Consider the following 24,477-nt stretch of genomic DNA (forward strand, 5'->3'; position numbering starts at 1 on the left):
GGCGCCGGGCGCCGATCTCACGAAACTCTCTCATAGCCATTCCACCTGCAGCGTGCGGTCTCCGAAGCGGACGACGTCGCCGCGCTGCAGCTCGGCGGGATGCCCGGCGACCAGCGCCGTCTCCGAGCCTCTCCTGACGATGGCGCTGCCATTTGTCGACGCGCGGTCGACCACGAACACCCCGCGTCGTGCCGGCATGATCGCGATGTGCGTCTTCGACACCGAACGGGTGTCGTCGAAGACGCGAACGAGGTCCGCTCCCCCTTCGCCGGCCGCCGCGCTCGGCGATCGGCCGAAGAGTGTGGTTCCCCTGACCTCGATGCGGTCGCCGTTGTCGAGCACGAGCACCGCGCGCACGCCCGAACCGCCCGCCTCGGCTGCCGAGGCAGCGGGCCGTGCTTCCACCGCCGGCGGAGACGCCGCAGCGCTCTCCTTCCGCACCGGTGGCACCGGTGCCGCTTGCGCCGGCACCGGTGGCACTCGTGCCGCCTGCTCCGGAGCTGGCGGTGCGAACGTCGCTGGTGCGGCAGCCTGCACCGACGGCGATACGGATGCCGGCGCGAGCGCGTGCGCGGCCGCCTGCACCGCCGATGCGCTCTGCGCCGCGGTCGCGAGCGACGGCGGAACCGCCGACACCATCGATGCTGCGGCCGGCGCATCGACCGCAGGCGCCCCCGGTGTACTCGAGGACCGATGCGCCCCGATGACTCCGCCCGAGAGCCGGGCGCTGGGGACGTATTCCGCGGGTGCGTCGCGGTCGACCGGAGTCGCCAGCGACGGCAACGGCGCCTTCTCCTCGTGCTCCGGGGTCTTCACGCGCTTGCGCGCGATGCGCATCCGCTTCTGGTCGTACGGGTTCAGTCCGCGCCGGATGTCGACGAACCAGGTCGCCGCTGCGAGATCCAGCCATCCGCGACGCCGGCGCTCGATGTCGAACAGCGGTGAGAGAGCGACGACGAGCAGCGGACCGACCAGCGGGATGATGAGCGAGGCATACGCGACGAGATAGCGCACGACAGCTCCGCGCCAGAAGCCGGGGCGCTCGAGGGTCCGGACGTTCACCGAGCGGATGCCGCAGATCGCCTTTCCGAGGGTGACACCCTTTCGGCCGTGGAGGATGAGCTGCACGAGGATGTACGCGATCATCAGCCCCTGCGAGATCGCGACGGCGACGATGACCCAGACGAGGTCGTCGCGCCCGAAGAACTGTTCGGCGTCGAATCGCCCACTGATCGCGTCGACGAGCACCGGCGTGAGCACGAGGATCGCCGGCAGCGCGATGAGCGCGGCGACGAGCCATTCCAGGAGGGCCGCGAGCACACGCGAGCCGACCCGCGCCGGCAGCAGGCCGAGCGAGGCAGCATACGCGGGGTCGGGCCGTCCGTGCGCGTCGAGTCCCTCGATCACGGGAGCGTGATCGTCGATCTCCCAGATCACTCCTGCTCCCCTTCGCCTTCATCGGGGCGCGGTGCGTCGAGCAGGGCGAGGTCTTCGCGGCTCACCAGCCGCGACGCGATGACGTGCTCGACCAGGCGCGCGCGACGATTGGTGGCGAAGCTGCGCTGGCCGCCGCGCATGCCGGGGACTCCGACGCGATCGAACTTGTCGCAGACGTTGTCGAGCTTGCGGTTGAATCGCGTGACCGTCCATCCCAGCCGCTCCGCCGCCTTGGCCGACGTCGGGATCTCACTCATCCCCGTGCCGTCCCTGCGCAACTGGGGTTCGGCGAGGGCGAGGATCAACAGCTTCTGGCTGAGGGTGAGCGGCACGTCGCCGATGGTCGACGCGCCACCGTCATCGTGCTCGCGCTTGGTCGCGCGGAACGCCGGCTCCGCCGCGTGCAGGGTGAGCTCGTAGGTGGTCGGGCCGGCGCTGAACACGACGGTCGTCGTCTCGAACACGAGGGGCAGCCGCGCACCGGGCGCGAGCCACGCCTGCACGCCGCCGGCCGAATCCGTCACGGTCGCCGTGATGCGCGTGCCGATGTTGGCGAGCCACCAGAGTCCTTCGCCGTCGCTGATCTCGAGGAAGTGCCGGTGCAGGAAGAGGTTCTCGTCGAGCTCGAGATCTCCCTCCCTGCCGACGATGAAGCGCCCACCGGCGTCGACGGGGAAGTATTCGCCGGCGAACTCGACGGTCACTCCTGCAGTGGTGCTCATTCGACGCATCCTCGCACGGGATCAGCGGCACGGCCGTCTTCTCGGCGCAGGATCACGTCGATGCAGACGGTACCGGCGCCTGCGGTGAGCTGCGCTGTCGGCTCGGCGGTCTGCTGCGGATCGACCTCGCCCGAGACGACCACCTGCGACCAGATGAACAGGTCGCCCTCCAGCGGGTCGGGGTTCGTCCACGTGAAGGTGACCTGATCGCCCTGTCGCACGCCCGCGAGGTCGGCGACCTTGGGAACCGCGTCCGAGAGCACGTCCTGCGGATCGACGGGTTCGTCGGTCGCGATCGGCTCGGGGGTGAGTCCGGACACCAGCGCATTCAGTCCGATGATCCCGCCGACGACGAGGACGATGCCTGCGGCCACCAGCCCGATCCACAGCCCGCGGCGGCTTCTGGGTCGGGCGTGGGCGGGTCGATCCGCGACCGGCGGGGCGATGGGCTCGGCCGGCGCGAAAGACGGAGAGGCGGATGCCGCTGCCGGCGCTGCGTCGGGAGCGACGACCATCGGCGCTCGGAGAATCGTGCGCTCGTCGGCGCTCGGCGGAACCGGCGCCGCCGCAGGGGGTCGGAGCTGGGTGCTCTCGTCGATGTCGGAACCGACGAGCGTGGGGGAATCGAAGCGGGGCATGTCGGCCGGGACGAACGCCGGGCTTTTGGGCTGCGTGGCCGCGGAGGGACGCGTGAAGGCGGCGACATCGGGATCGATGCTGACGATCTCGCGCACGCGTGTGAGCCCGTCGCCGTCGTCCTCCAGGTCTTCCGCGGGGGGATGGTCATCGACGATGTCGATGGGCGTCACCGAGTGCGAGAGCTCGATCTGAACCTTCTGCAGGGCGCGACCGAATGCGACGGCGCTCGGGAAGCGGCTGTCCGGGTTCTTGGCCATCGCGCGCTCGAGCAGCAGCTGGAGGCTCGCCGGAGAGTCGGGACGACCGAGCTGAGGCAGCGCCCCGCGTTCGATGCGCTCGATGAGGTCGGCGCTGGAGTTGCGCTCCCCCGGACGCTCGAACGGCGAGCGACCCGCGAGAAGCGTGTAGAGGGTCGCGCCGAGTGCCCACACGTCGGTGCGCGGTCCGCTCAGCGGAGGCTGGGCGAAGGATTCCGGGGGTGACCACGGGATCGACATCCCCGAGGCCTCACCCGTGGCGCCGGCGGTCGAGGCGATGCCGAAGTCCGTCAGCGCCGGGCGGTTGTACTCGGTGACGAGGATGTTCGCGGGCTTGATGTCGCGGTGCAGGACGCCCGCTCGGTGGGCGGTCTCCACCGCGCCCGAGACCTGGATGCCGACCCGCAGCGCCTCGGCCACGGAGAAGGGCTCCTTGCGGGCCCGGAGCTGCAGGTTGGGACGCGGGCAGTACTCCATCACCAGGTACGGGCGACCGTCTCCGGCGACTCCCGCCTGGTAGATCGTGACGATCGCCGGGTGCGTCGACAGCATCGCCATCACATTCGCCTCGTCGGCGAACTCGCGTGCCGCCCCGCTGGAGATGCGGTCGGCGAGCAGCACCTTCACTGCGACGCGGCGACGCGGCATCTGCTGCTCGTACAGGAACACATCGGCGAAGCCACCGGTGCCGAGCGGCTCGAGATAGGTGAAGCCGGGCAGGTCCGGCGGCGGTGACGGGCGACGACTCACGGCAGTTCCTCGAAGGCGACGGTGACGCCGTCGCCGAGATCCACCACATCTCCCGAGAGCACGAGCGTCTGCTCGCCGGGGTGAAGGCGCATCGGGTCGGCCCCCGGCCGCAGGAGCGTCGACCCGTTCGTGGTGTGGAGATCGATGACGACGACCGTGTCGCCCTCCGGACGGATCTCGAGGTGGCTGCGAGAGATGTCCTGCTGGGGACTCTCCACGGCGATCAGATGCGGCAGGCTGTCGCCACTCGCGCGCGTCGAACGGGGACGGCGACCGATGATGACCGTGCGGTCGAGTGCGACCACCTGTCCCGTCGAGACGCGGATCCGCCCGCTTCCCGCGGGCACCCCTGCGACGGGGAGCACGGCGGTGGCCACGTCATCGGCCACCGCCGGCGGCTGCTGGCGGAGCGCACGCAGTTCTGCCGCCGAGATGGTGGCACCGTCATGATCGCCTGTGCCTTCCGGCTCGGATGCGAGCGCGCCGGGCCGGTCCGAGATCGACGACACGGAGTGCACGGTCGCGCCCCACAGCTGGTCGAAGTCGTCGTCGGGTGTCGGCGCGAGGGTGACCTCGTTCGGCAGCAGCGTCGCCGCATCCGCCGGCGGCTCGACGGGCGTCAGCCCCAGTTCCGCGAACGGGTCGGCTTCGCCGTTCTCGGTCTCCTCCGCCTCGTCTTCTTCGGCCTCGGGCGCATCCTCGACGTCCGCACCGTCCGGCACATCCTCGATCACGGGATCCGACGAGTCCCCGGCCGGCTCCGGCGCCTCGACGATCTCCGCTGCGTCCGCCGTAGCATCCGCCTCGGGACTCGATCCCGTTTCCGCTGGCGTCGGCTCCGCCTCATCCGCGTCCGCGGGAACGGCCGATCCAGCAAGCGCGCCGCTGCCTGCGGCATCCGGCGTCCCTGCAGCTGCGGACGCCGCAGGCGACGGCTCGCGCGGCGCGACGATTCCGGGAACGGGGAAGTGGGCGAGCAGTGGAGCCGGAGCGCCCGCGAGGGCCGCGGCAGAGACGCCCATCGACGCTGAGACCACGACCGGCACCGGGCCGAGCGCTCCGGAGAGCTGCTCGGCGTCGGCGGGCTCGAGATCTGCGCTCACGGCTGCGGCGAGGACGAGCCCCGTGTGGACGGGAAGGACCGACCCGGACCCCGCGTCTTCGACGGTGATCTCCACTCGGCGGGCGCCGGCGATGAACCGCTCGCTCCAGGTGGTGACCTCAGCTCCCGTGAGCTCGATCTCATCGGACGCGTTGCTGACGCGGGCGACGACGCGTCCGCGCAGGGCGATCCGGAGGTCCGACCCCTCGGCGACCGCGGCGGCGAAGGGCGGCAGCGCCGTGAACGAGCCTCCGGCGTGCGATGTCAGGACGTCGACGACGGTGGCGAGGGTCTTGGCAGGGGGGAGACGGTCCCAGAGACCGGAGATGATGTCGCCGGGCACGTCCGGCGGCAGCGCCACGAGGGCGCCGGGCATGACGAGCAGGTACCACTGTCCCGGTCGGTAGATCGTCTGCATCAGCGAACCCCTCCTGCTGCGGTCTCACGCGGACGCGTGTCCATGTCGATGTCGTCGGTCTCGATGGGCGTGCCCGGCCGAGTGGCGACCGAGACGGCATCCACGATCACCACGGTGATGTTGTCGCGACCTCCCGAAAGCACCGCTTCCTCCACGAGGATGTCGGCGGCGGCCTGCGGATCGGGCGTCGTCTGCAGAACCTCGCGGATGCGGGCATCCGGAACCTCGGAGGTCAACCCATCGGAGCAGATCATCATACGGTCGCCGAGTTCGGCCGGGAAGAGCCAGTAGTCGGCCTCGCCCGTGCTGCTCGCACCGATGGCCCGCGTGATGATGTTGCGACGTCGGTCGGTGACGGCATCCTCGGCGCTGAGCTCGCCTGCTTCGATGAGTTCCTGAACCACGGAATGGTCGACGGTGATCTGCTCGAGATCGCCGTCGGCCAGGCGGTACGTGCGCGAATCGCCGATGTTGAGGGCCAGCCAGTACCCGATGCCGTCGACGGTGGCGATGACGACCCCGCTGAGGGTCGTGCCTGCGCGGCCGTTGCCCGCGCTCGAGAGCTCCTCGACGCCGGCCCTCGAACGCCCCAGCGCCAGGCGGACGTCGTCGAGAGCGAGGGCGCTGCGACCGATGTACCGCGAGAACTCGGCGATCACGGTGGCGCTGGCGCGCTCCCCCGCCTCGTGCCCACCCATGCCGTCTGCCACCAGGAACACCGGGGTGCTGGCGAGATGCGCGTCTTCATTGAGCGCGCGACGGAGTCCCGGGTGCGTGGCCGACCCGGTCGTCACGGTCAACGCGGCGCTCACGCGTACCCGCCGACGGTGACGATGCGGTCGCCGATCTCGATGGCGTCACCGAGCCGGACCGGCACACGCTGTCCCGGAGGACAGGCGATCCGCTGCCCCTCGCGCACGATGGTCATGCCGTTCGTCGAATGGCGATCCAGGACCCAGCCGCCGGACGTCTCGGCCGCGGCCTCGAAGTGCGTCTTCGACAGCGAGAGCGTCTCATCGCGCACCGGAACCACGGTCGCCCCCTCTTCGGGCGCAGGGTTGCGTCCGAAGATGGTGCGGCGCGAGACCGACACCCTGGTGCCGTCGTCCCAGGTGAACACCAGGCGATGCCCGGGAATGCTGATCCGCGTGTCCTCGAGTTCGGCGTCGTCCGGGTCCATCGCTGTCGGGGAGAGAGGTGCGGCGGGCGCGGGCGCGGCGAGCGTCGCTGCTGCCGGCGTTGCTTCTGCCGGCGCCGGAGGAGCGGCCGCAGCGGAGAACGGCGACGGCGGTGCCACCGGGGGCGTCTGCGGAATCACGGCGGGAACGGAGGGCGCCGCGGGAACCGGCTCCGCCCGCGGGGGCGGCGCGTCCTGCGTCACGCCGGGAACATACGCGATGAGCGACCCTGCGTCGGCGATCGGCGCAGCCGGAACGACGGGCCTCGGTGCTGCGGTGGGGGCGCTCTGCGGGGCGGCACCCGCGACCGGAGCGCCGACGGGCGCAGGCGGCGGCGACACCCTGGGGGCGGCCGGTGGTGCGAAGGTCGGAGCCCCGCCCGACGATGCCGGTGCCGGGATGCCGGGGATCGGCGCCGGATGGGACGGAGGCGTCGTCGGGGCCTGCGCGTGCGGCGGCGGGGCATCGGTCCGTGCCTCGCCCGCCGTCCGCGCATCCACCATCAGCGACTTGGCGACCTTGTCATGCCAGCCCTGGAACCGTCCGGAGCCGTCGAACAGCGGCGTGAAGTAGCCGACGACGATCGAGGCGGCGAGGCCGAAGATGATGTTGCGCAGCAGCGTCCGCCCGAATCCAAGCGGCCCTCCGTCGACGGCAGACTGGAGCCGCAGCCCCTGCGCCCGCATGCCGATCGACCCGTTCTTCGACTGCATCATCGTGTAGACGAAGAACCACCCGATGAGGATCAGGCTGACGATCGGTCCGCCGACCACCAGGGTCCCGAACATCCCCTCGACCGAGCCGGCCAGCGACGCGGCAAGCAGGAGCCCGCCGCCGAGGACGATTCCCAGTCCCCCGGCGATCAGCGCGTCGATGAGGTAGGCCACCGCCCGTCGCGAGACGGGTGCGACCTGTCCGAACGCAGGCTGTGTCATGGGGTCTCACTCTCGGACGACGGGGAAGTGCTGCTCTTGATGGTGCCAGGTTCACGGCGAACCCGCGCGGCGGCGGCGTCCTTGAGTCCCTGCAGCTGCTGCGAGACGGCGGTGTCGCCCATCAGCGATCGCAGGCTCAGGCGCGCCTTGATGCGCTTCCAGAATCCTGCCTCGCTGCCGAGCCCGCCGACGATCTCGTCGACCTCGCTCCAGAACGCCTCGACGTCTTCGGGCGTCGGCTCGCGGGGTCCGAAGACCTCGGCGTCGGCGCGCTGGGCGAGTGCGGTGACGGCCGGGATCGCGAGCGAGCTTTCGACGGCGACGGCCTCCTCGACGCGGGTGCCGCCGGGAGCGAGCCGCGCCCCGTAGTCGACGGCGCGGTCGGTGAGCTCGTCCCAGCCGCCGCTGATGCGGTCGGCGGTGCGGGCCGCTGCGCGGCGCGAGCGGCGCTTCGCCGCCTTCCATGCCCCGATCACGATGAACGGCGACATCAGCAGCGCGATGATGCCGAGAGAGATGCCTCCGATGAGGAGGATCGCGCCGATGATTCCGGCGATGTTGAGGCTCTCGTCCTCGGACTCGCGGTCGTCCGGCAGGGTCGGCGGCAGGTCGACCGGCTCCTGCGGCGGGGGCGGCGGCTGCAGCACCTGAGGTTTCGGATCGACCTTCGGCTTGGTGTTCTGATCGTTCGGAACCTTGTCCTCGGGCGGAGTCGGGTTGAACGTGACCCAGCCGACCCCCTCGAAGTTGATCTCGACCCACGCGTGCACGGTGTCGCCGTTCGCCTCGAACAGCGGTGCACCCTCCTGCTCCTCGTCGGGGTAGAAACCCATGACCACGCGAGCGGGAATGCCGACCTCGCGCGCGAGCAGCGCCATCGCGACGGAGTACTGCTCGTCGTCGCCGATCATCTGATCGCCGCCGATGAGCGTGGAGATGCGCTCGGCGGTGTGCCCCGCGCGCGAGAGCACCTCGCCCTCGAGCCCGTGGCTGAAGAATCCGCCCTCTGCGAGGAAGGTCTCGAGCGCCCGGACCCGCTCGATCGGCGACTCGGCTTCGGCGACCGTCTCGGCGGCCAGAGAGGTCAGCTCCTCGGGCACGTTGCTCTGCTTCGGCAGAGCAACCGACCCGAAGTCGACCTCGGCGAGCTGCTCGTCGCTGAGCTCCGCGGGGATGACCGTCTCCACCGTGTAGGAGTCGCCGGACTTCAGCCTCGGAGTCGCCACCGCGGTGCCGGTGGCTCCGTTGTAGTACGTCCCGCGCTGCAGCTCCTCCGCACGATCACCATCGAAATGGATGGCCGACACCGCTCCGGCACCCGGCACCCACACACCGTTGTACTCGTCGATCTCGATCTGCAGCGTGACGGGGATGCCTTCGGCATCCGACGCCATGTTCGATCGCAGCGGTGAAAAAGCGCTGGACGACTCGGGGCCGCCGTCGGTGACGTTGTAGACCATGCCGTCGAACTGATCCATCGCGGCGATGCGGATGCGCGTGCCCTTGGGCAGGCCACGCACGGTGAACAGCGTCTCATCGGCGTAGTCGCGCACCTGCTTGCGGAACGCCTGAAGCGGGCTGGGATAGTCGCGGATGTTGAACGGCGGAATGATCACATCGCGGAAGATGTGACGGGGCGTCGTGGGTGTCGCGAACGCACTGGTCGCGACACCGGCACCGCCCGCGATCGCGAGCACCGCGACTCCGGCGATGAGCCGGCGCATCCGCATATGAGCGGCACGGGCGGGGTCGACCTCACTGACCGAGATGGCCGCGTTCTGCGGCGCCCAGAGCTGACGCAGCGCGAGCCACGCGATGGTGAGGGCCGCGAACACCAGACCCTGCACGGCCGGAACGGCCGGCTCCGGCGTGCCGAGGGCGATGACGAGGACGAGCATGACCCCGGCGGGGATCAGCGCCCATGCCACCAGGGGCAGACGCAGAGCGAGGGATGCCGTCAGCACCGTGATCACGAGGGTGAGGACGAACGGCACGATGAGGTGCCCGTCGGCAGCCGCGACCGGGGCCATCGTGGTGAGCAGCCCCTTCCACGAGGTGACGACGCCCAGTGCGAGCTGCTGCAGGGTGTCGAGCGTCGGGATGAATCCGGCGATCGTGGTGTGTGGCAGCGCGAGCGCTCCGCCGAAGACGAAGTACGCCGCGATCGTCAGGCCGGTGATGATCAGGATGCCCCAGCGTCGCCACGCCGAGACGGCGGCGATCGCGAGACCGAGGAGCAGCGCTCCGATCGCGGCCGGCAGGTAGGTCGGGCCGGCGAACGTGGGCCAGAACCCGACGATCGAGACGCCGACGAGCAGCGTGGTCGCGACCAGATCGAGGATCCAGCGGCGCAGCGGAAGGGCTGTGGGGGCGGGTGCGGTCATGCGAGCACCTTCTGCAGAGCGAGGGGGACCTGTTCGAGTGCGCCGATGGTGATGACATCGGCATCCCCGATCCGGCGAAGAGCGGGAGATGCGGCGGTGCGGTCGGCGACGACGGCGAGCACTCTGGCACCGAACGGCTGCCGGGCGCAGGCGAGCCGCAGTGTTTCGGTCGACACCTTCGCGCCGCACACGAGGACGACGACGCTCGCCAGCGGCATGGTCGCCGCGAGGACTCCGGCGAGTTCGGCGATGCCGCCGTCCCGGGGCTTGCTGCTCTCGACGGCGGCCAGCGAGTCGAGCAGTTGCTTGCCGGTTCCGGCGGGCAGTTCCCGTCCTTGCACGCGCATGTCGACGCGCTGCGAGTCCCGGATCGCGCGGAGTCCGATTGATCCCGCCGCCGAGATGGCCAGCTCGAAGTCGTCCGCCGAGGCGTAGTCGCCGGATGAGCGGGAGAGCCCGATCACGAAGTGGGACCGGCGGGTCTCCTCGTACTGCCGCACCATCATCACCCCGGTGCGCGCCGTCGAACGCCAGTGCACGTGACGGAGGTCATCGCCCGGCTGATACTCGTTGAGGGCGTGGAACGAGACGTCGTCGCGCGAGAGGTCGGCGGCCGGAAGCCCCTCGAGATCGCGCAGGTACCCCAGCGACTGCCCGTCGAACAGCACCGTGCGGGGGTGCACGTAGAGATCGACTGGGTCGTCGCGTCGATGCGCCCGCTCGAAGAGCCCGAGCGGATCGCCGCGGACGACGCTCACCGGACCGACCTTGACGACGCCGCGCTTCTGTGTCGGGATGGCGAAGAGCTCCTCCGCCTCCTCACCGGGCGCGAGACGCTGAATGCCGAATTCGCCGCGCCCGGACCCGACGGGGAGCACCACGCGCGATGGCAGGATCGCCCTGGTCCCCCGGTTGGCGAGCGTCAGAGCGCCGACCGCGCGCTCTCCGACGACGACACGGGTGCGGGCGAGATCGAGCGAGACGTCGTAGGCGGTGCGACCGATGAGGAACAGGGCACACAGCGCCACGGTGATGACGAGCACGATGGCTGCCACCGCGAACTCGGACCATCCGGCGATCTGCCCGATGAGCCAGAATGCGACGGCGATCGCCATCAGCACCCATGCCAGCGGGCGAATGGATGCCGTGATCTTGCGAAGGCGCGCCAGAGCGCGCGCACCGAGCACCACCGCGATATCACGCCATCCGGCGTCGCGGTCGGTCCGCGCCGGTGGCGCCGCCTGGATTGCCTCCGCCGTCATCAGGCCGCCGTTCGGGCCTGGGGAGCGGCGACGCCGTCGAGCACGCGCGCGATGACGACATCGCTGGTCGTACCGGCGAACTCGGCCTCGGGGTCGAGCAGCAGGCGGTGCTGCCACACCGGACGCGCGAGCGCCTTGATGTCATCGGGGAGGACGAAGTGACGGCCGTGGGCGGCGGCCCAGACCTTCGCGATGCGGATCATTGCGATCGCGCCGCGCACCGAGACGCCGAGCCGGATCGCTGAGTCGTTGCGGGTCGCCTCGGTGAGCTGAGCGACATACCGCAGCACGGCGGGCTCGACGTGCACGGATGCACCGAGGTCGGCCATGTCGGCGACGGCACTCGTCGTGATGATCGCACCGAGACCGGCGGACGGGTTGCGGTCGGAGGCGCCGGCGAGGATACTCTCGGTGATCGCGAGGTCGGGGTAGCCGATGGATGTCTTGATCAGGAACCGGTCGAGCTGGGCTTCGGGGAGCTTGTAGGTACCGGCCTGCTCGATGGGGTTCTGCGTGGCGATGACGAGGAACGGACGGCCGGCCTCATGGGTCACGCCGTCGACGGTCACCCGCGACTCCTCCATCACCTCCAGCAGCGCAGACTGCGTCTTCGGCGAGGCGCGGTTGATCTCATCGGCGAGCACGATCGAGGCGAAGATCGGCCCCTTGTGGAACTCGAACTTGTGCGACTGCTGGTCGTAGATCGTGACACCGGTGACGTCGGAGGGGAGCAGGTCGGGCGTGAACTGAATGCGGGCGCTGGTGCCCTGCACGGTCGCCGCGAGTGCTTTGGCGAGACTCGTCTTGCCGGTGCCCGGTGCGTCCTCCAGGAGCACGTGGCCCTCGGCGAGCATCGAGGCCAGCACGAGGCCGACGATCTCGCGCTTGCCCTGCACCGCCTTGTCGATGTTGTCGACGAGACGATGGAAGGTGCCCTGGAACCAGGCGGCCTGCTCGGGAGTCATTGTCATGTCAGTTCATTCCTTTGTCTGTTCGTGAAGTCGAAGGCGGGCAAGGCACGGCTATGGCCGCGCCCAGAATCTCTTCTCGGTGTCGACACCGTCGCCCCAGCCCTGGATGTCGACCCAGACGTCCTGACCGTCACGGCCGGCCCAGCAGCCCAGCTGCTGCGAGCCGCTCCCGTCGAAGTTGACGGTGTTCGCGCTGGCGATCTGCCCGGAATTCGTCGAGTGACACGTGACCTGTGCACTCCCGATGTTCAGGTTCTTCCAGTTGACGACGAACCGGCGGCATCCGTTCACGCAGCTGCCGGCGGCGTCACCCTGAGTGACCCAGACCTCCGCGGCCGGCGGTTGGTTCGTCCGGTCCGACGCCGACGCGATCGGCGTCCACTGGCCGGCGGAGTCCTGCGCGCGAACTTGGATGCTGTGCGTCTCGTTGTACCCGTTTCCGACGGTGCGTGACCCGTTCTGCTGGTTCACGGTCTGCCAGCCGCCGCCGTTCACATTGATCTGCGTGGTCTCGATCGGGCGGCCGTTGCCAGATCCTCGAGAATCCCAGCTGAGTTCGACGCTCGTGCCGAGGTTCCGCGCACCCGCGCTGGGCGCGGTCGGCGGACCGTACGGTCGTCCGGAGGCCGCCGCTGACGGCCCGCCCGTGTACGTGCTGCCGCCGACGTTCGAGACCCCTCGAACCTGAACCTGGTACGTCGTCCCGTTCGTCAGCCCGTTGATCACGCCGTTGGCGGGAAGGCCGCTCCACGTGCCGCCCCCATTGATCGTGTACTGGTACGAGACTTCACTGGTGCTGGCACCGTTTCGAGAACCGGGAGCAAACTCCACGAGCATCGAACGATCGCGCTCCTCGATTCGTGTGATCGTCGGCGCCGACGGTGCGATGACGCCGCGGCGCGGCGCGGACATCGCGCTCCACTCGCCCCAGCCGGCTTTGTTGTGTCCCCGGATGCGGTAGGTGTACGGCGTCTCAGACGTCGGCACCACGACCGCCTGACTGTTCGTCCCGGGGCTCGGCGTCAGAGTCCTGTGGAGGGTGGAACCCTCCCAGACCTCGAGCTCATAGGCATCGATCGCGTCACCGTTCTGGGGCGGTGTGTCCCAGGCAACCTGCATCTGCGCCTGCGGCGGGACGGGAGAGAGCTCCGATGTCCTCGGTGCAGCGGCTGCGAGCGGGGGCCCTGCAGGCACCTCGGACGCCGACCAGTTGCTCCAGCTCGACGGCTCCGGGGCCCGGTTGTGAGCCTGCACGCGCACCTGGTAGTTGCCGCCGTTCTCCAGCCCCTCCCACTTGATGGAGTTGCCGGTGACCTCCTTCTGGGTGATCCCGGAGGGCGGCGCCGGAGAGATCTCCAGCGTGTAGCGCTCCACCGGAGAGCCCGGCGTCGTCGGCGTCGTCCACGCCACGTCCAGCGACTTGTCGCCGAACTTCAGAGTGGGCGGGTTCGGGGTGTCCGGACGCGCATCCGGACGAGCGACGGCCGAAGACCCTGACGGCTTCGACTCCCCCACCCGGTTGGTCGCGGTGACCTGGAAGACATACTCCACGTTGTTGGTGAGCCCGTCCAGCGTGCACGTCGTCGACTGGCACTCCTTCGAGTACGGGTTGCCCTGCACGGACTTCACCGTGTACTTCGTGATCTCCGCACCGTTGTTCGACGGCGCACCGTAGGAGACCACCACTGTCCGGTCCTGCACGCTCGTCACGGTCGGCGCACCGGGAGCCTCCGGGACGCCCTGCACGGTGAGCACGACCTGTCCCGTCGCCTCACGCTCAGGATCTTCCGTCGCATCCTGGATGCGGTAGCGGACCACGAGAGATCCGACGAAGTCGTCGGACGGGGTGACGACCACGTCGTCGCCCTTCACGCTCGCACGCCCCGCGCCGGTCTCCACCGTGGCTTGCAGCAGCTTGAGAGGAGTCTCCGGGAAGGGGTTGAAGTCGTTCGCGAGCACCGGCACCGTGACGGTCTTGCCCTGATCCGCCTCGGCGATCGTGTCGGTGTTGGCCGCCGGCATCGCGCGATTCGACGCCGTCACCTGGACGAGGACGGTGCCCTCGACGGGCTCGGTCTCGCCGTCGTCGATGCGCAGGGTCAGCGTCAGCGCGGTGCCCTTCTTCGCGTTCGACGAGGCCTCCACCAGCAGCTCGTCGTCGTCGATCTTCGCGCTCACTCCCTTGCCCTCACCGTCGAGCAGGGTGTACTTGTGCTTGCCCTTGTCCTCCGGATCGGGATCCGTCGTGAGCGCCGCCAGATTCAGCGCGGTCGCCTTCTCGCCCGGCGCGACGTTGACCGCGCCGCGGATGAACACCGGCTGCTGATTCTCGGGCGGCAGCACGTTGATCGGGATGCTGAGCGTGGCCTTGCGTCCCTCGGGGTCATCCGGACCCGTTCCGTCGGTCACCTCGAACGTCAGCGCGTCCTGCCCGAAGTACCCGGGCGCCGAGGTGTACACGAGCGTCTTCTGGTCTTTGACGAGGTCCGCCCCGTCGGCGTTCACCGCGCTCACCTTCGCGTGCTCGGTGATGACGACGTCGCCGCCACCGGCTACGGTCACGTACTTCGACAGCGGCACTTCCTTCGTCTCGCCGCTCTTGACCTCCAGCGGCTTCGTCGACGTCAGGGTCGGACGCAGGCCCTCCTCCGACGGGACGAAGATGAAGGCGGATGCCGCGAGTCCGTCCTGATCGGTCAGCGTGTAGCGGATCAGCTGCAACGTGTCGGTGACGGTGACGCGCACCTTGCCGTTCTCCAGCAGCGTCGCGCCCTCGCCGACCTCGAGGTCGAGGCGCTCCGTCGTGCCGTCCGGGTCCTCGTCGTTCTCGAGGATGTCGATGTCCGCGCTGAGCGAGCCGTCCTTGAGGTCGAGCGGACGCACGCGATCGTCGCGCGCCACCGGCGCCAGCAGCGGCACATCCTCGTCGACCCTGACTTGCAGCACGGCGGTCGCCGTCGCGCCTCGCGAGTCGGTGATCGTGTACTGCAGCGAGGTCTCCAGAGGGTTGTTCGGCGCCTGCACCAGCACCCGGTCGCCCGAGACGCGCGCAGTGAGACCCTGATCGCCCGGCACTTCGAGCCCGTCCTCGACGAGGGCGACCTTCTCGCCCTCGGGGTCGGAGTCATTCACGAGCACCGGCACGGCGATCTCGCGCCCTGGCCGGACGACGACGGCATCCTTCACCGCGTACGGCGCCTGGTTCACCTGCTCTGCGGGGGCGATGCCGACGCGGATCGTCGCGACCCCCTCCTTGCCCAGGCGGTCACGGACGCGGTATTTGAAGACGTCGACACCCGTCGACCCGTCGAACGCCTCGTAGGTGAGGTAGTTCTGCGCGATCTCGGTGATCCGGCCCTTGGTCGGGCTGGATGAGACGTCGATGAGCTCGACCGAATCGCCGTCGCCGTCGATGCCGTCCAGCGGCACGGCGATGTTCACCTCGGTGCCGCTGAGAGCGCGCGCGACGAGATCGCGCGGTCGCGGCGCCGCATTCGTCTCCTCGTCGATCGGCAGGATCTGGATCGTGACGTAACCGGCGGCCTTCTGCTGCCGTGAATCGACGGCCTCGTACGTCAGGTAGACCGTCTTCGCCTCGGGACCGGCCTTGAACCGCACGACGTCCTGCGAGACGAACGCCTCGCCGTCTTCTGGGTCGACGAACGGTTCGATGAGCTCGGGAGACAGGTGCAGGGCGTCATCGCTCGGGTGGGTGTCGTTGTCGAGAACCGGGATGGTGACGACGTCGCCGGCTCGCACGTAGACGGTGTCGGGGTTCGCGATCGGCTGCAGGATCTCCTCCGGCGCCGGGATCGGCACGACCACGACCTCACCTTCGGCGGACTGCTCGCCGTTCGAGATGCGGTACGCGATCCGCACCTGTTCCTCGAGTGTGCCCTGATCGGTGATCCGCAGCGTCTCGTGGTTGATCACCGAGACCGAGACGCCGGTGTTCGGCTCGATCGACACCGATTGGACGACGAGGATGCCGCCGGCGGGGTCGGTGTCGTTGTTGAGCACGCCGATGAGCACGTCGCCGCCCGTCGGAAGCAGTGCGACATCGCGCACCGCGACCGGCGGCAGGTCGACCTCGGTCGCCTCGGTGACATCGATGCGCACGAGGCCTTCGCCGTTCTCAGGACCGGCGGTCGCGAGGTACTGCACGTAGTAGACCCCGACAGCAGGCGCGGAGAACGTGAAGGTCTTGTTGGTGAAGTCCGGAAGGACGGTCGCCCCCGGCACTTCGTCGACGCGGCCGAGTCGCAGCGGCTCGCGGCCGGAACTGGTGTCGTTCGCGAGCGGAGCGACGGTGATCTGCTCGCCGACGCGGGTGACGACGTGATCGGCGTTCGTCTTGGGCTTCGTCGTGCCCTGTGCCCGCACGTCGAGCGTGATCGTCGCGGTGGTCATCTCGCCGAAACCGTCGGCGACGGTGACCTGCACATCCTTGCGACCCTGCAGGCTCGCGGTGGCCTTGTAGGTGAGCTGGCCGTCGGTGCTGAAGTCGACCTCGTCACCGGGGGCGGCGACGACCTCCTTCAGGTAGATGTCATCGCCGTCCGGATCGATCCAGTCGGGCAGGACGTTGTATGAGACCGTGCCGCCGGATTCCACGGTGAGCGAGGTCTTGCGCTTCGGCGCCGGCGCGCCGTTCGTGTTCCAGTCGTGCACCGAAAGCGTCACTGTGGCGGTGTCCTTGCCACCGCGACCGTCATCGACCTCGTACAGGAAGGTGCCGGAACCGGTCGCATCCTCATTGACGGCGATCTGCAGGGAGCCGCCGTTGTAGATCGGCTGCACCATGCCGATCGAGGGCTGCTGCTCTGCCATGGCTGCGACGAGGACGTCGCCGTCAGGATCGTTGTCGTTGTCGATCACCGGCAGGAGCGCCGACGCACCGGGTCGCACGCCGAACGAGTCGTCTTCCGCGATCGGCGGGGTGTTCACCTCACTGCGCTCAGGAAGGGTCGTCTCGACCGTCTCCTCGGTCGACTCCTCCTGGTTCTCGGTCTCACCCTCGGGCGGCGTCAGGTCGTTCCAGTTGTCGACCCGCTGCAGGCTCTCATTCGCCATCCACGCCGCACCGCCGACCGCGTCGTTGAGGATGATGACGTCGCGGTTCACCCGGAACACCAGGCTCGACGAATCCTCTGCGCCCTCCACCGTCGCGTTGACGTCGTTCGCGTCACCGGGGCACTCGCGCACGAACGCCGCAGACCCCGCCCACGCCGCATACGTGCAGCCCCGCAGGGACACCGGAGCCGCCGGAGCACCCTCGCCACCGGCATCCGTCACGGTCGGCTCTGCGCCGTCCAGCGGCACCCGCACGAGCCCGGTGGCGGTCGCGACCGCCACCGCATCGCTCTCTGCGGATGCCTGCTGCAGCACCGCGTCGTCGGCGCCGGGGATCTCCGTGCGCAATCCGCCCGGTGAAATGACGGCACCCGAGGCGGAATCCAGCACGACAGGCATGCGACCCACGGCGGTGACCGTCGACTTCTCCGATGCACCGCCCTCACCCAGCGACGCCGTCGACGGTTCCAGTGGCTCGCCCTCATTGTCGACCGGAACCGTCACGACCTCGCCGCGAGCGGTCGACAGCCCGAAGACCGTACCGTCGTGGGCGACGGCGACATCGGCGTTCTTGCCGAGCTCGGCGACCGGTTCTCTCGCCTCGATCTCGAACCCGGCGATGCCCTTGACCGCGACGACCCAAAGGTTGCCGGACTTCCGGTCGAGGATGGCGGCGGTCTGATTGCCGAGATCGACCTTGGCGGAACTCGGGATGCTCGCCGAGTCGCCCATCGAGACGCGTGCCGGGTCGACCGCACTGACGGTGGAGGCGCCTTCATCGACGACGAGCACGTTGGTGGCATCCTGCAGGATGTCGTAGTTCTCACCGACAGTGCGAAGACCACCGTCGATCACCGTGGACTCGTGGTTGAAATGACCGACGAGCAGACTCGAGGTCTTCGTTATCCAGACCCCGCCGTCGTTCAGATCGACCTTCGTGGTCGGGAAGCCCTCATAGGTGAGGGCCATGGTCGTGATCGCGATGACACCCGCGGTCACGCCGGCGACCGAGGCCAACGCCTTCGGCCGCGCGCGCACCCACGACAATGCCTTCATTCGCACTTCCCCCTGGATCGACAGCACTGAGCTCTCTTGTCACGCGGCGACGACACGCCGAGCGCACCCGATCATCCTAACCGTCTGAGGCAGCCGCGATCGATGGGGAGAAATGCCCGTCCTCCGCCGCTCGACCGGGATGCGGTGACGACGAGCGGAGCACGCCACCCGCGTCCGACGCTCAATAGTACGAAGGCTCCGCCGACGACGGGTTCCCGCCGATGATGTTCACGCCCTTCGCACCGGGGAACCCGTTGTAGCACTGCAACTGGATCGCGCCATTCGACGGGATGCTCACCGGGAACCCCGCGTTGTTGCCGAACACCACACCGTCACGGGTGCATTCGATCCGGTAGGAGCCGCCCGCGAAGTTCGAGGTGTTGAGCACGAGGTAGTAGCACCCGTTGCCCGAGCAGCCCCCGACGTACGAGCCCTTCGTCACCCAGGCACGCGGCTGCGGCGGATCGTTCGTGCGTGCCGACGCCGACACGACCTGCGACCACTGGCCGGCGGCATCCCGCGCACGCACCTGAATGCTGTGCGTCTGGCTGTAGCCGTTGCCGAGATCGCGGCTGCCGCTGAGCCCGAGGTTCTGCCATCCGCCGTTGTCGAGGCTCACCTGCACCTCGACGATGTCGCGGCCGTTGGGCGCCGGCGGCGACCAGGCGACGCGCACCGACGTGCCGAGGTTCGTCGCCGAGACGCCGGGGTTCTGCACAGGCCCGTAGGGTTGCAGCGCGGCTGTCGGCGCGGACTCCGCGCCGGGCTGGGACTCCTGCCCGCCGACCACCGAGTACGCCCGAACGCGCACGATGTTCTGGGAGTTGTTCGCCGCGTTGATGCGCCTACCGTCCCAGTTGCGGCTCCAGCCACCGCCGTTCACCGAGTACTCGTACCGGACCTCGTTGGCGGCTGCGCCGTTCGTGTCCGACAGCGAGTACGTCACGGTGACGAAGCCGTCGCCCTCGCTCGTGCCGGTGATCGTGGGCCTGCCCGGGCTGCCGAAGGCGCGCTGCGGAGCCGATGAGGGGCTCTGCGCACTCCAGCCCGCCTTGTTGCGCGCGCGGACGGCGTACGTGTAGTCCGACGTCGAGGTCGCGACGGTGACCGTCTGGCTGCGCTGTGAGCCGGCGATACCCGGGATCCGGTTGACGACGGCGCCGCCGCGCATCACGATCAGTTCGTATTCGGCGATGGCGTCGCCGTTCTGCGGCGCGGCATCCCACGTCACCGTCATCTGCGCCTGGTTTCCGACCGATGGCGCGCTCTGCGCGCGAGGCGCGGCCACGGTTCCCGGCACCCCCGCCGGGATCTCGCTCGCCGACCAGACGCTCCAGGTCGACGGCTCCGGGGCGCGGTTGTGTGCACGGACGCGAACCTGGTAGTCGGCGCCGTTCTCGAGCCCCTCCCATTCGAGCGAGTTGCCCGTGACGCCGGCCTTCTGCGCCACGCCGGAGGGGGGCGCGGGAGAGATCTCGAGCGTGTAGGACTCGACGGGGGAACCGGGGGTCGAGGGCGTCACCCACGAGACGCTCAGCTTCTTGTCGCCGAAGACGAGTTTCGGCGGCGCGGGCGCATCGGGGCGCGCATCGGGGCGCGCGACGGCGGATGCCGGGGAAGGATCACCGTCGCCGACCCGGTTGGTGGCTGTGACCTGGAACACGTATTCGACGTTGTTCGTCAGGCCGTCCAGCGTGCACGTCGTGGACGAGCACTTCTTGGTGTAGTCGCCCGCGACGGAGCTCACCGTGTACGAGGTGATCTCTGCGCCGTTGTTGGCCGGCGGCGACCACGACAGCACCACGGTGCGATCCTGCACACTGGCCACCGTCGGCGTTCCCGGCGCCTCGGGCACGCCCTGCACGGTGAGCACGATGCGCCCGTCGACTTCGCGATCGGCATCCTTGGTCGCGTCCTGAATCCGGTAGCGCACGACCATCGATCCGACGAAGTCGGCCGACGGCGTGACGGTCACCTCGTCGCCGGTGAACTTGACGCTGCCGGCGCCGGTCTCCGGCACCGCCGAGACGACCTTCAGCGGGGTCTCCGGGAACGGGTTGACATCATTGGCCAGCACCGGAATCGTCACGGCCTTGCCCTGGTCGGCTTCGGCGACGGTGTCGGTGTTCGCCGTCGGCAGCGATCGCGTCGAGGCCGTCACGAGTACGGCCACCGAACCCTCGACCGGCGGGGTCGTGCCGTCGTCGATGCGCAGCTGCACGGTCGACGCGGTGCCCTTGGGGGTGTTGGAGTCGGCCTCGACGAGAAGCTTCGATCCGTCGATCCGGGCGGAGAGCCCAGCACCCAGCTTGCCGGTGATGCTGAAGCGGAGCTTGTCGGCATCATCCGGGTCGGGGTCGGTCGTGAGCGCCGCGAGATCGAGCTCGGTGGCGGGTTCACCCGGAGCGACCGCGACCTCGCCGTTGACGAACACCGGCTGCTGATTCTCGGGCGGGAGCACGGTGATCGGGATCGACAACGTGCTCTTGCGCCCCTCGGGGTCGTCCGGCCCCGTGCCGTCGGTGACCTCGAAGGTCAGCGCGTCCTTGCCGAAATAGCCTTGCCTCGACGTGTACACCAGCGTGTGCTGATCCTTGATGAGCGAGGCGCCGTCCGCGTTGACCGCGCTGACCTTCGCGGCCTCGGTGATCACGACGTCACCGCCGCCCGCGACGACGACATACTTCGACAGCGAAAGCTCCACCGTCTCACCGCTCTTGACCTCGACCGGCTTCGTCGACCTCAGCGTCGGGCGCAGCTCACTCATGGCGGGCACGAAGATGAACGCGGACGTCGCCTGGTCATCCTCATCGGTGATGGTGTAGCGGATGAGCTGGCGCTCATCGCCGATGGTGACGCTGATCGAACGGTCTTCCTGCACCCGGCCGCCTGCTTCGACGTCGAGCTCGAGCGCGTCGACCGTGCCGTCCGGATCCTCGTCGTTCGACAGCACGTCGACGTCGACCCGCAGCCCGTCCTTGACGTCGGCGGGAACCACCCGGTCGTCTCGGGCGATGGGGGTCAGGAGCGGCACTTCCTCGTCGACCGTGATCTGCAGCACCGCCGTCGACTCGGCGCCGCGAGCATCGCGGATCGTGTACTGGATGGATGTCTCGGTGGGGCCGTTCGGAGCTTTCACGACCACGCGATCGCCGGACACGCTCGCCGAGAGTCCGTCGGCGTCGGGGACCTCCAGTCCGCCCTTGACGAGGGCGATCGCGTCGCCTTCCGGGTCCGAATCGTTCGCGAGCACCGGAACCGCCACCGTGCGCCCCGGCCGCACCACGACCGAGTCCTTCACCGCGTACGGCGCCTGATTCGATGCATCGCCGGGAGCGATGCCCACGCGGATCGTCGCCGTGCCCTCTTTGCCCAGCCGATCTCGGACGCGATAAGTGAAGGTGTCGACGCCCGTGGCGTCGTCGAAGGCCTCATAGACGAGGTAGTTGCTGCCGTTCTCGGCGATCTGTCCCTTCGAGGGTGCGCTGTCCTGCCCGACGAGCTCGACGGAATCGCCGTCGGCGTCGATGTCGTCGAGCGGGATCGCGATGCGCACGCTCGAGCCGCTCAGGGCTCGGACGGTGATGTCACGCGGCCGGGGTGCGGCATTCGCCTCCTCATCGACGGGGAGCACCTGGATCGTGATGTACCCGGCATCCTTCTGGCCCGTCGAATCCACTGCCTCGTAGGTGGCATACACGGTCCGCGGTTCCTCGCCCGCCCGGAACCTCACCGAATCCTGGGAGACGAAAGCCTCGCCGTCCAGCGGGTCCACCAGCGGTTCGACGAGGTTCGGCGCGACGTGCAGCGCGTCACCGTTGGGGTGCGAGTCGTTCTCGAGGACCGGGATGGTCACGACATCGCCTGCTCGGACGACGACCTGGTCGTCGTTCGCCACCGGCGGCAGCAGCTGTTCCGGGCGGGGGATCGGGATGACGATGACGTCGCCCTCGGCCGTCTGCGTCCCGTTCGAGATGCGATAGCTGATGCGGACCTGCTCGTCGAGTGCACCCTGATCGCCGATGCGCAGGGTCTCATGGTTCAGCACCGACACCGACAGGCCGCTGTGCGGCGGCACGGTGACCGACTGCACGACGAGGATTCCTCCGGAGGGTTCGGTGTCGTTGCCGAGGACGCCGACGAGCACCTCGCCGCCCGATGGGAGCAGGGCGACGTCGCGCACCGCGATCGGAGGCAGGTCCGACTCGGACTTCTCCTGCACGTCGATGCGGACGAGCCCCGGCACCGCATTGGGTCCGGCACTGACCAGGTACTGCGCGTAATACACGCCGGGCGCATCGGACTGGAAGGTGAAGGACTTGTTCTGGAAGTCGGGCACGATCGTCGCACCGGGCACCTCGTCGACGCGGGCAAGTCGCAGCGGTTCACGCCCGGAACTGGTGTCGTTGGCCAGCGGCGCGATGGCGATGGACTCGCCCACGCGGGTCACGACGTGATCGGCGTTCGTCCTCGGGAGGGTGGATCCGGCCGGGCGGACATCGAGGCGGAGGACGCCGGTCTTCGTCTCCCCCATGCCGTCGGCGACCGTGATCTGCACGTCCTTGCGGCCCTGCACGCTGGCGACGGCGCGATAGGTCAGCTGACCGTCGGTGGTGAAGTCCACCTCATCGCCCGGTGCTGCCAGGACGTCCTTGAGGTACATGTCATCGCCGTCGGGATCGAGCCAATCCGGCAGCACGTTGTACGAGACGGCGCCGCCCTCCTCGACGGCGATCGCCGTGGTGCGCCGCTGCGTGGGAGCGGCGTTGGTGTCCCATCCGTGCACGGCGAACTGCACAGAGGCCTGGGCCTTCCCGCCCCGCCCGTCATCGACCTCGTAGGTGAAGGAACCGCCGCCCGAGGCATCTTCGCCGACGGCGATCTGCAGCGAGGCCCCGTTGTGGATGGGCTGCACCTCGCCGAGACTCGGCTGACTCTCGGCCAGTGCAGCCACGAGCACGTCGCCGTCGGCATCCGTGTCGTTGTCCAGCACGGGCAGATTCGTCGTGCGGCCCGGACGCACACCGAATTCGTCGTCGACCGCGACCGGTACGGTGTTCTGCTCGCTGCGCTCCGGCAGCGTCGTCTCGACCGTCTCCTCGGTGGATTCCTCTTCGTTCTCGGTCTCACCCTCGGGAGGGGTGATGTCGTTCCAGTTGTCGACGCGCTGCAGGCTGTCGTTCGCCATCCATGCCGCGCCGCCGATGGCGTCGTTGAGGATGATGACGTCGCGGTTCACACGGAACACGAGACTGCCCACGTCCTCGGCATCGCGGATGGTCTCGGCCACGTCGTTCACATCGCCGGGGCAGTCGCGGATGAAGCTCGCCGAACCCGCCCACGCACTGTACGTGCAGCCTCGCAGCCAGACCGGGGCCGCCGGGACGCCCGTGCCGTCGGCAGAGGTCGTCGTGGGCTCGCTCCCGTCGAGCGGCACGCGGACCAGCGCCGAGGCGGTCGCGATCGCGACGGCGTCGTTCTCAGCGGAAGACTGCTGCAGTACGGCGCCCTTCGCGTCGGGCAGCTCTGTGTGGAAGCCTCCGGGCGTCATCACCGCGCCGGATGCCGAATCCAGAACCACCGGAGTCCTGCCGACCGCGGTGATCGTCGCCGGTGCTTCGGATGCTTCGAGCTCATCGAGTGCGGCCACCGAAGTCTCCAGCGGCTGACCCTCGTTGTCGACGGGAATCGTGACGACTTCGCCGCGCTCGCTCGACAGTCCGAAGACGGTCCCGTCCGGCGCGACGGTCACATCGGCGTTCTTGCCGAGCTCGACGACCGGGTCCGCCGCCTCGATCTCGAACGATGCGATGCCCTGGATCGGCACGACCCACAGCTTTCCGGATTTCCCGTCGAGGACGGCCACCGTCTGGTTGCGCATCTCGACCTTCGCCGCGCCCGGAATGCTCGCCGAGTCACCCAGCGACACCCGTGCGGGGTCGATCGCGCTGACCGTCGACGCGCCTTCATCGACGATGAGGATGTTGGCGGCATCCTGCACGATGTCGTAGTCGTCTCCTGTGGTGCGAAGACCACCGTCGAGAACCGTCGACTCGTGATTGAAATGTCCCACCAGCAGGCTCGAGGTCTTGGTGATCCAGACGCCGCCGTCGTTCAGGTCGACCTTCGTGGTCGGGAACCCCTCGTACGTGAAGGCCATCGTCGTGAGGGCGACCACGCCGACCGTGACACCCGCCGCTGACGCCAGAGTCTTCGGCCGTCCCCGCATCCACGACAACGCCTTCATACCCGGCCCCCCAGGGTTCTGTGACTCACTTACCCGTCTGCGCGGC

Annotated in this window: 11 protein-coding genes; all 11 read right to left on the minus strand. The window is 69.1% G+C overall.

Annotated elements, in window-relative coordinates:
* Window positions 1-30 precede the first annotated feature (30 nt).
* On the minus strand, window positions 31-1,437 hold the full coding sequence (locus RIN18_RS05600; RefSeq protein ID WP_309102968.1) for an RDD family protein: 1,407 nt from the start codon (window positions 1,435-1,437) through the stop codon (window positions 31-33).
* On the minus strand, window positions 1,434-2,168 hold the full coding sequence (locus tag RIN18_RS05605) for a hypothetical protein (protein ID WP_309102969.1): 735 nt from the start codon (window positions 2,166-2,168) through the stop codon (window positions 1,434-1,436). Before RIN18_RS05605 ends, RIN18_RS05600 begins: the two co-directional genes overlap by 4 nt.
* A complete protein-coding gene (locus RIN18_RS05610; RefSeq protein WP_309102970.1) occupies window positions 2,156-3,805 on the minus strand; it encodes a serine/threonine-protein kinase in 1,650 nt (549 codons plus the stop codon). The genes RIN18_RS05605 and RIN18_RS05610 overlap by 13 nt, the downstream gene beginning before the upstream one ends.
* On the minus strand, window positions 3,802-5,325 hold the full coding sequence (locus RIN18_RS05615; RefSeq protein ID WP_309102971.1) for an FHA domain-containing protein: 1,524 nt from the start codon (window positions 5,323-5,325) through the stop codon (window positions 3,802-3,804). Before RIN18_RS05615 ends, RIN18_RS05610 begins: the two co-directional genes overlap by 4 nt.
* Window positions 5,325-6,137 (minus strand): protein phosphatase 2C domain-containing protein, encoded by an 813-nt coding sequence (locus RIN18_RS05620; protein WP_309102972.1) that lies wholly within the window; start codon window positions 6,135-6,137, stop codon window positions 5,325-5,327. Before RIN18_RS05620 ends, RIN18_RS05615 begins: the two co-directional genes overlap by 1 nt.
* A complete protein-coding gene (locus RIN18_RS05625) occupies window positions 6,134-7,438 on the minus strand; it encodes an RDD family protein (protein WP_309102973.1) in 1,305 nt (434 codons plus the stop codon). Before RIN18_RS05625 ends, RIN18_RS05620 begins: the two co-directional genes overlap by 4 nt.
* On the minus strand, window positions 7,435-9,822 hold the full coding sequence (locus tag RIN18_RS05630) for a transglutaminase-like domain-containing protein (protein ID WP_309102974.1): 2,388 nt from the start codon (window positions 9,820-9,822) through the stop codon (window positions 7,435-7,437). The genes RIN18_RS05625 and RIN18_RS05630 overlap by 4 nt, the downstream gene beginning before the upstream one ends.
* A complete protein-coding gene (locus tag RIN18_RS05635) occupies window positions 9,819-11,084 on the minus strand; it encodes a DUF58 domain-containing protein (protein WP_309102975.1) in 1,266 nt (421 codons plus the stop codon). Before RIN18_RS05635 ends, RIN18_RS05630 begins: the two co-directional genes overlap by 4 nt.
* On the minus strand, window positions 11,084-12,055 hold the full coding sequence (locus RIN18_RS05640; RefSeq protein ID WP_309102976.1) for a MoxR family ATPase: 972 nt from the start codon (window positions 12,053-12,055) through the stop codon (window positions 11,084-11,086). Before RIN18_RS05640 ends, RIN18_RS05635 begins: the two co-directional genes overlap by 1 nt.
* A 51-nt stretch (window positions 12,056-12,106) precedes the next feature.
* Window positions 12,107-18,184: an Ig-like domain-containing protein gene (locus RIN18_RS05645; protein WP_309102977.1), complete on the minus strand. Its 6,078-nt coding sequence runs from the start codon at window positions 18,182-18,184 to the stop codon at window positions 12,107-12,109.
* Between the two features lie 181 nt (window positions 18,185-18,365).
* Window positions 18,366-24,431 carry an Ig-like domain-containing protein gene (locus tag RIN18_RS05650; protein ID WP_309102978.1) on the minus strand — a complete coding sequence of 2,022 codons (6,066 nt, stop codon included), beginning with the start codon at window positions 24,429-24,431 and terminating at the stop codon, window positions 18,366-18,368.
* Between the last annotated feature and the right edge of the window lie 46 nt (window positions 24,432-24,477).

This window comes from Microbacterium sp., assembly GCF_031179285.1.
Classification (GTDB): domain Bacteria; phylum Actinomycetota; class Actinomycetes; order Actinomycetales; family Microbacteriaceae; genus Microbacterium.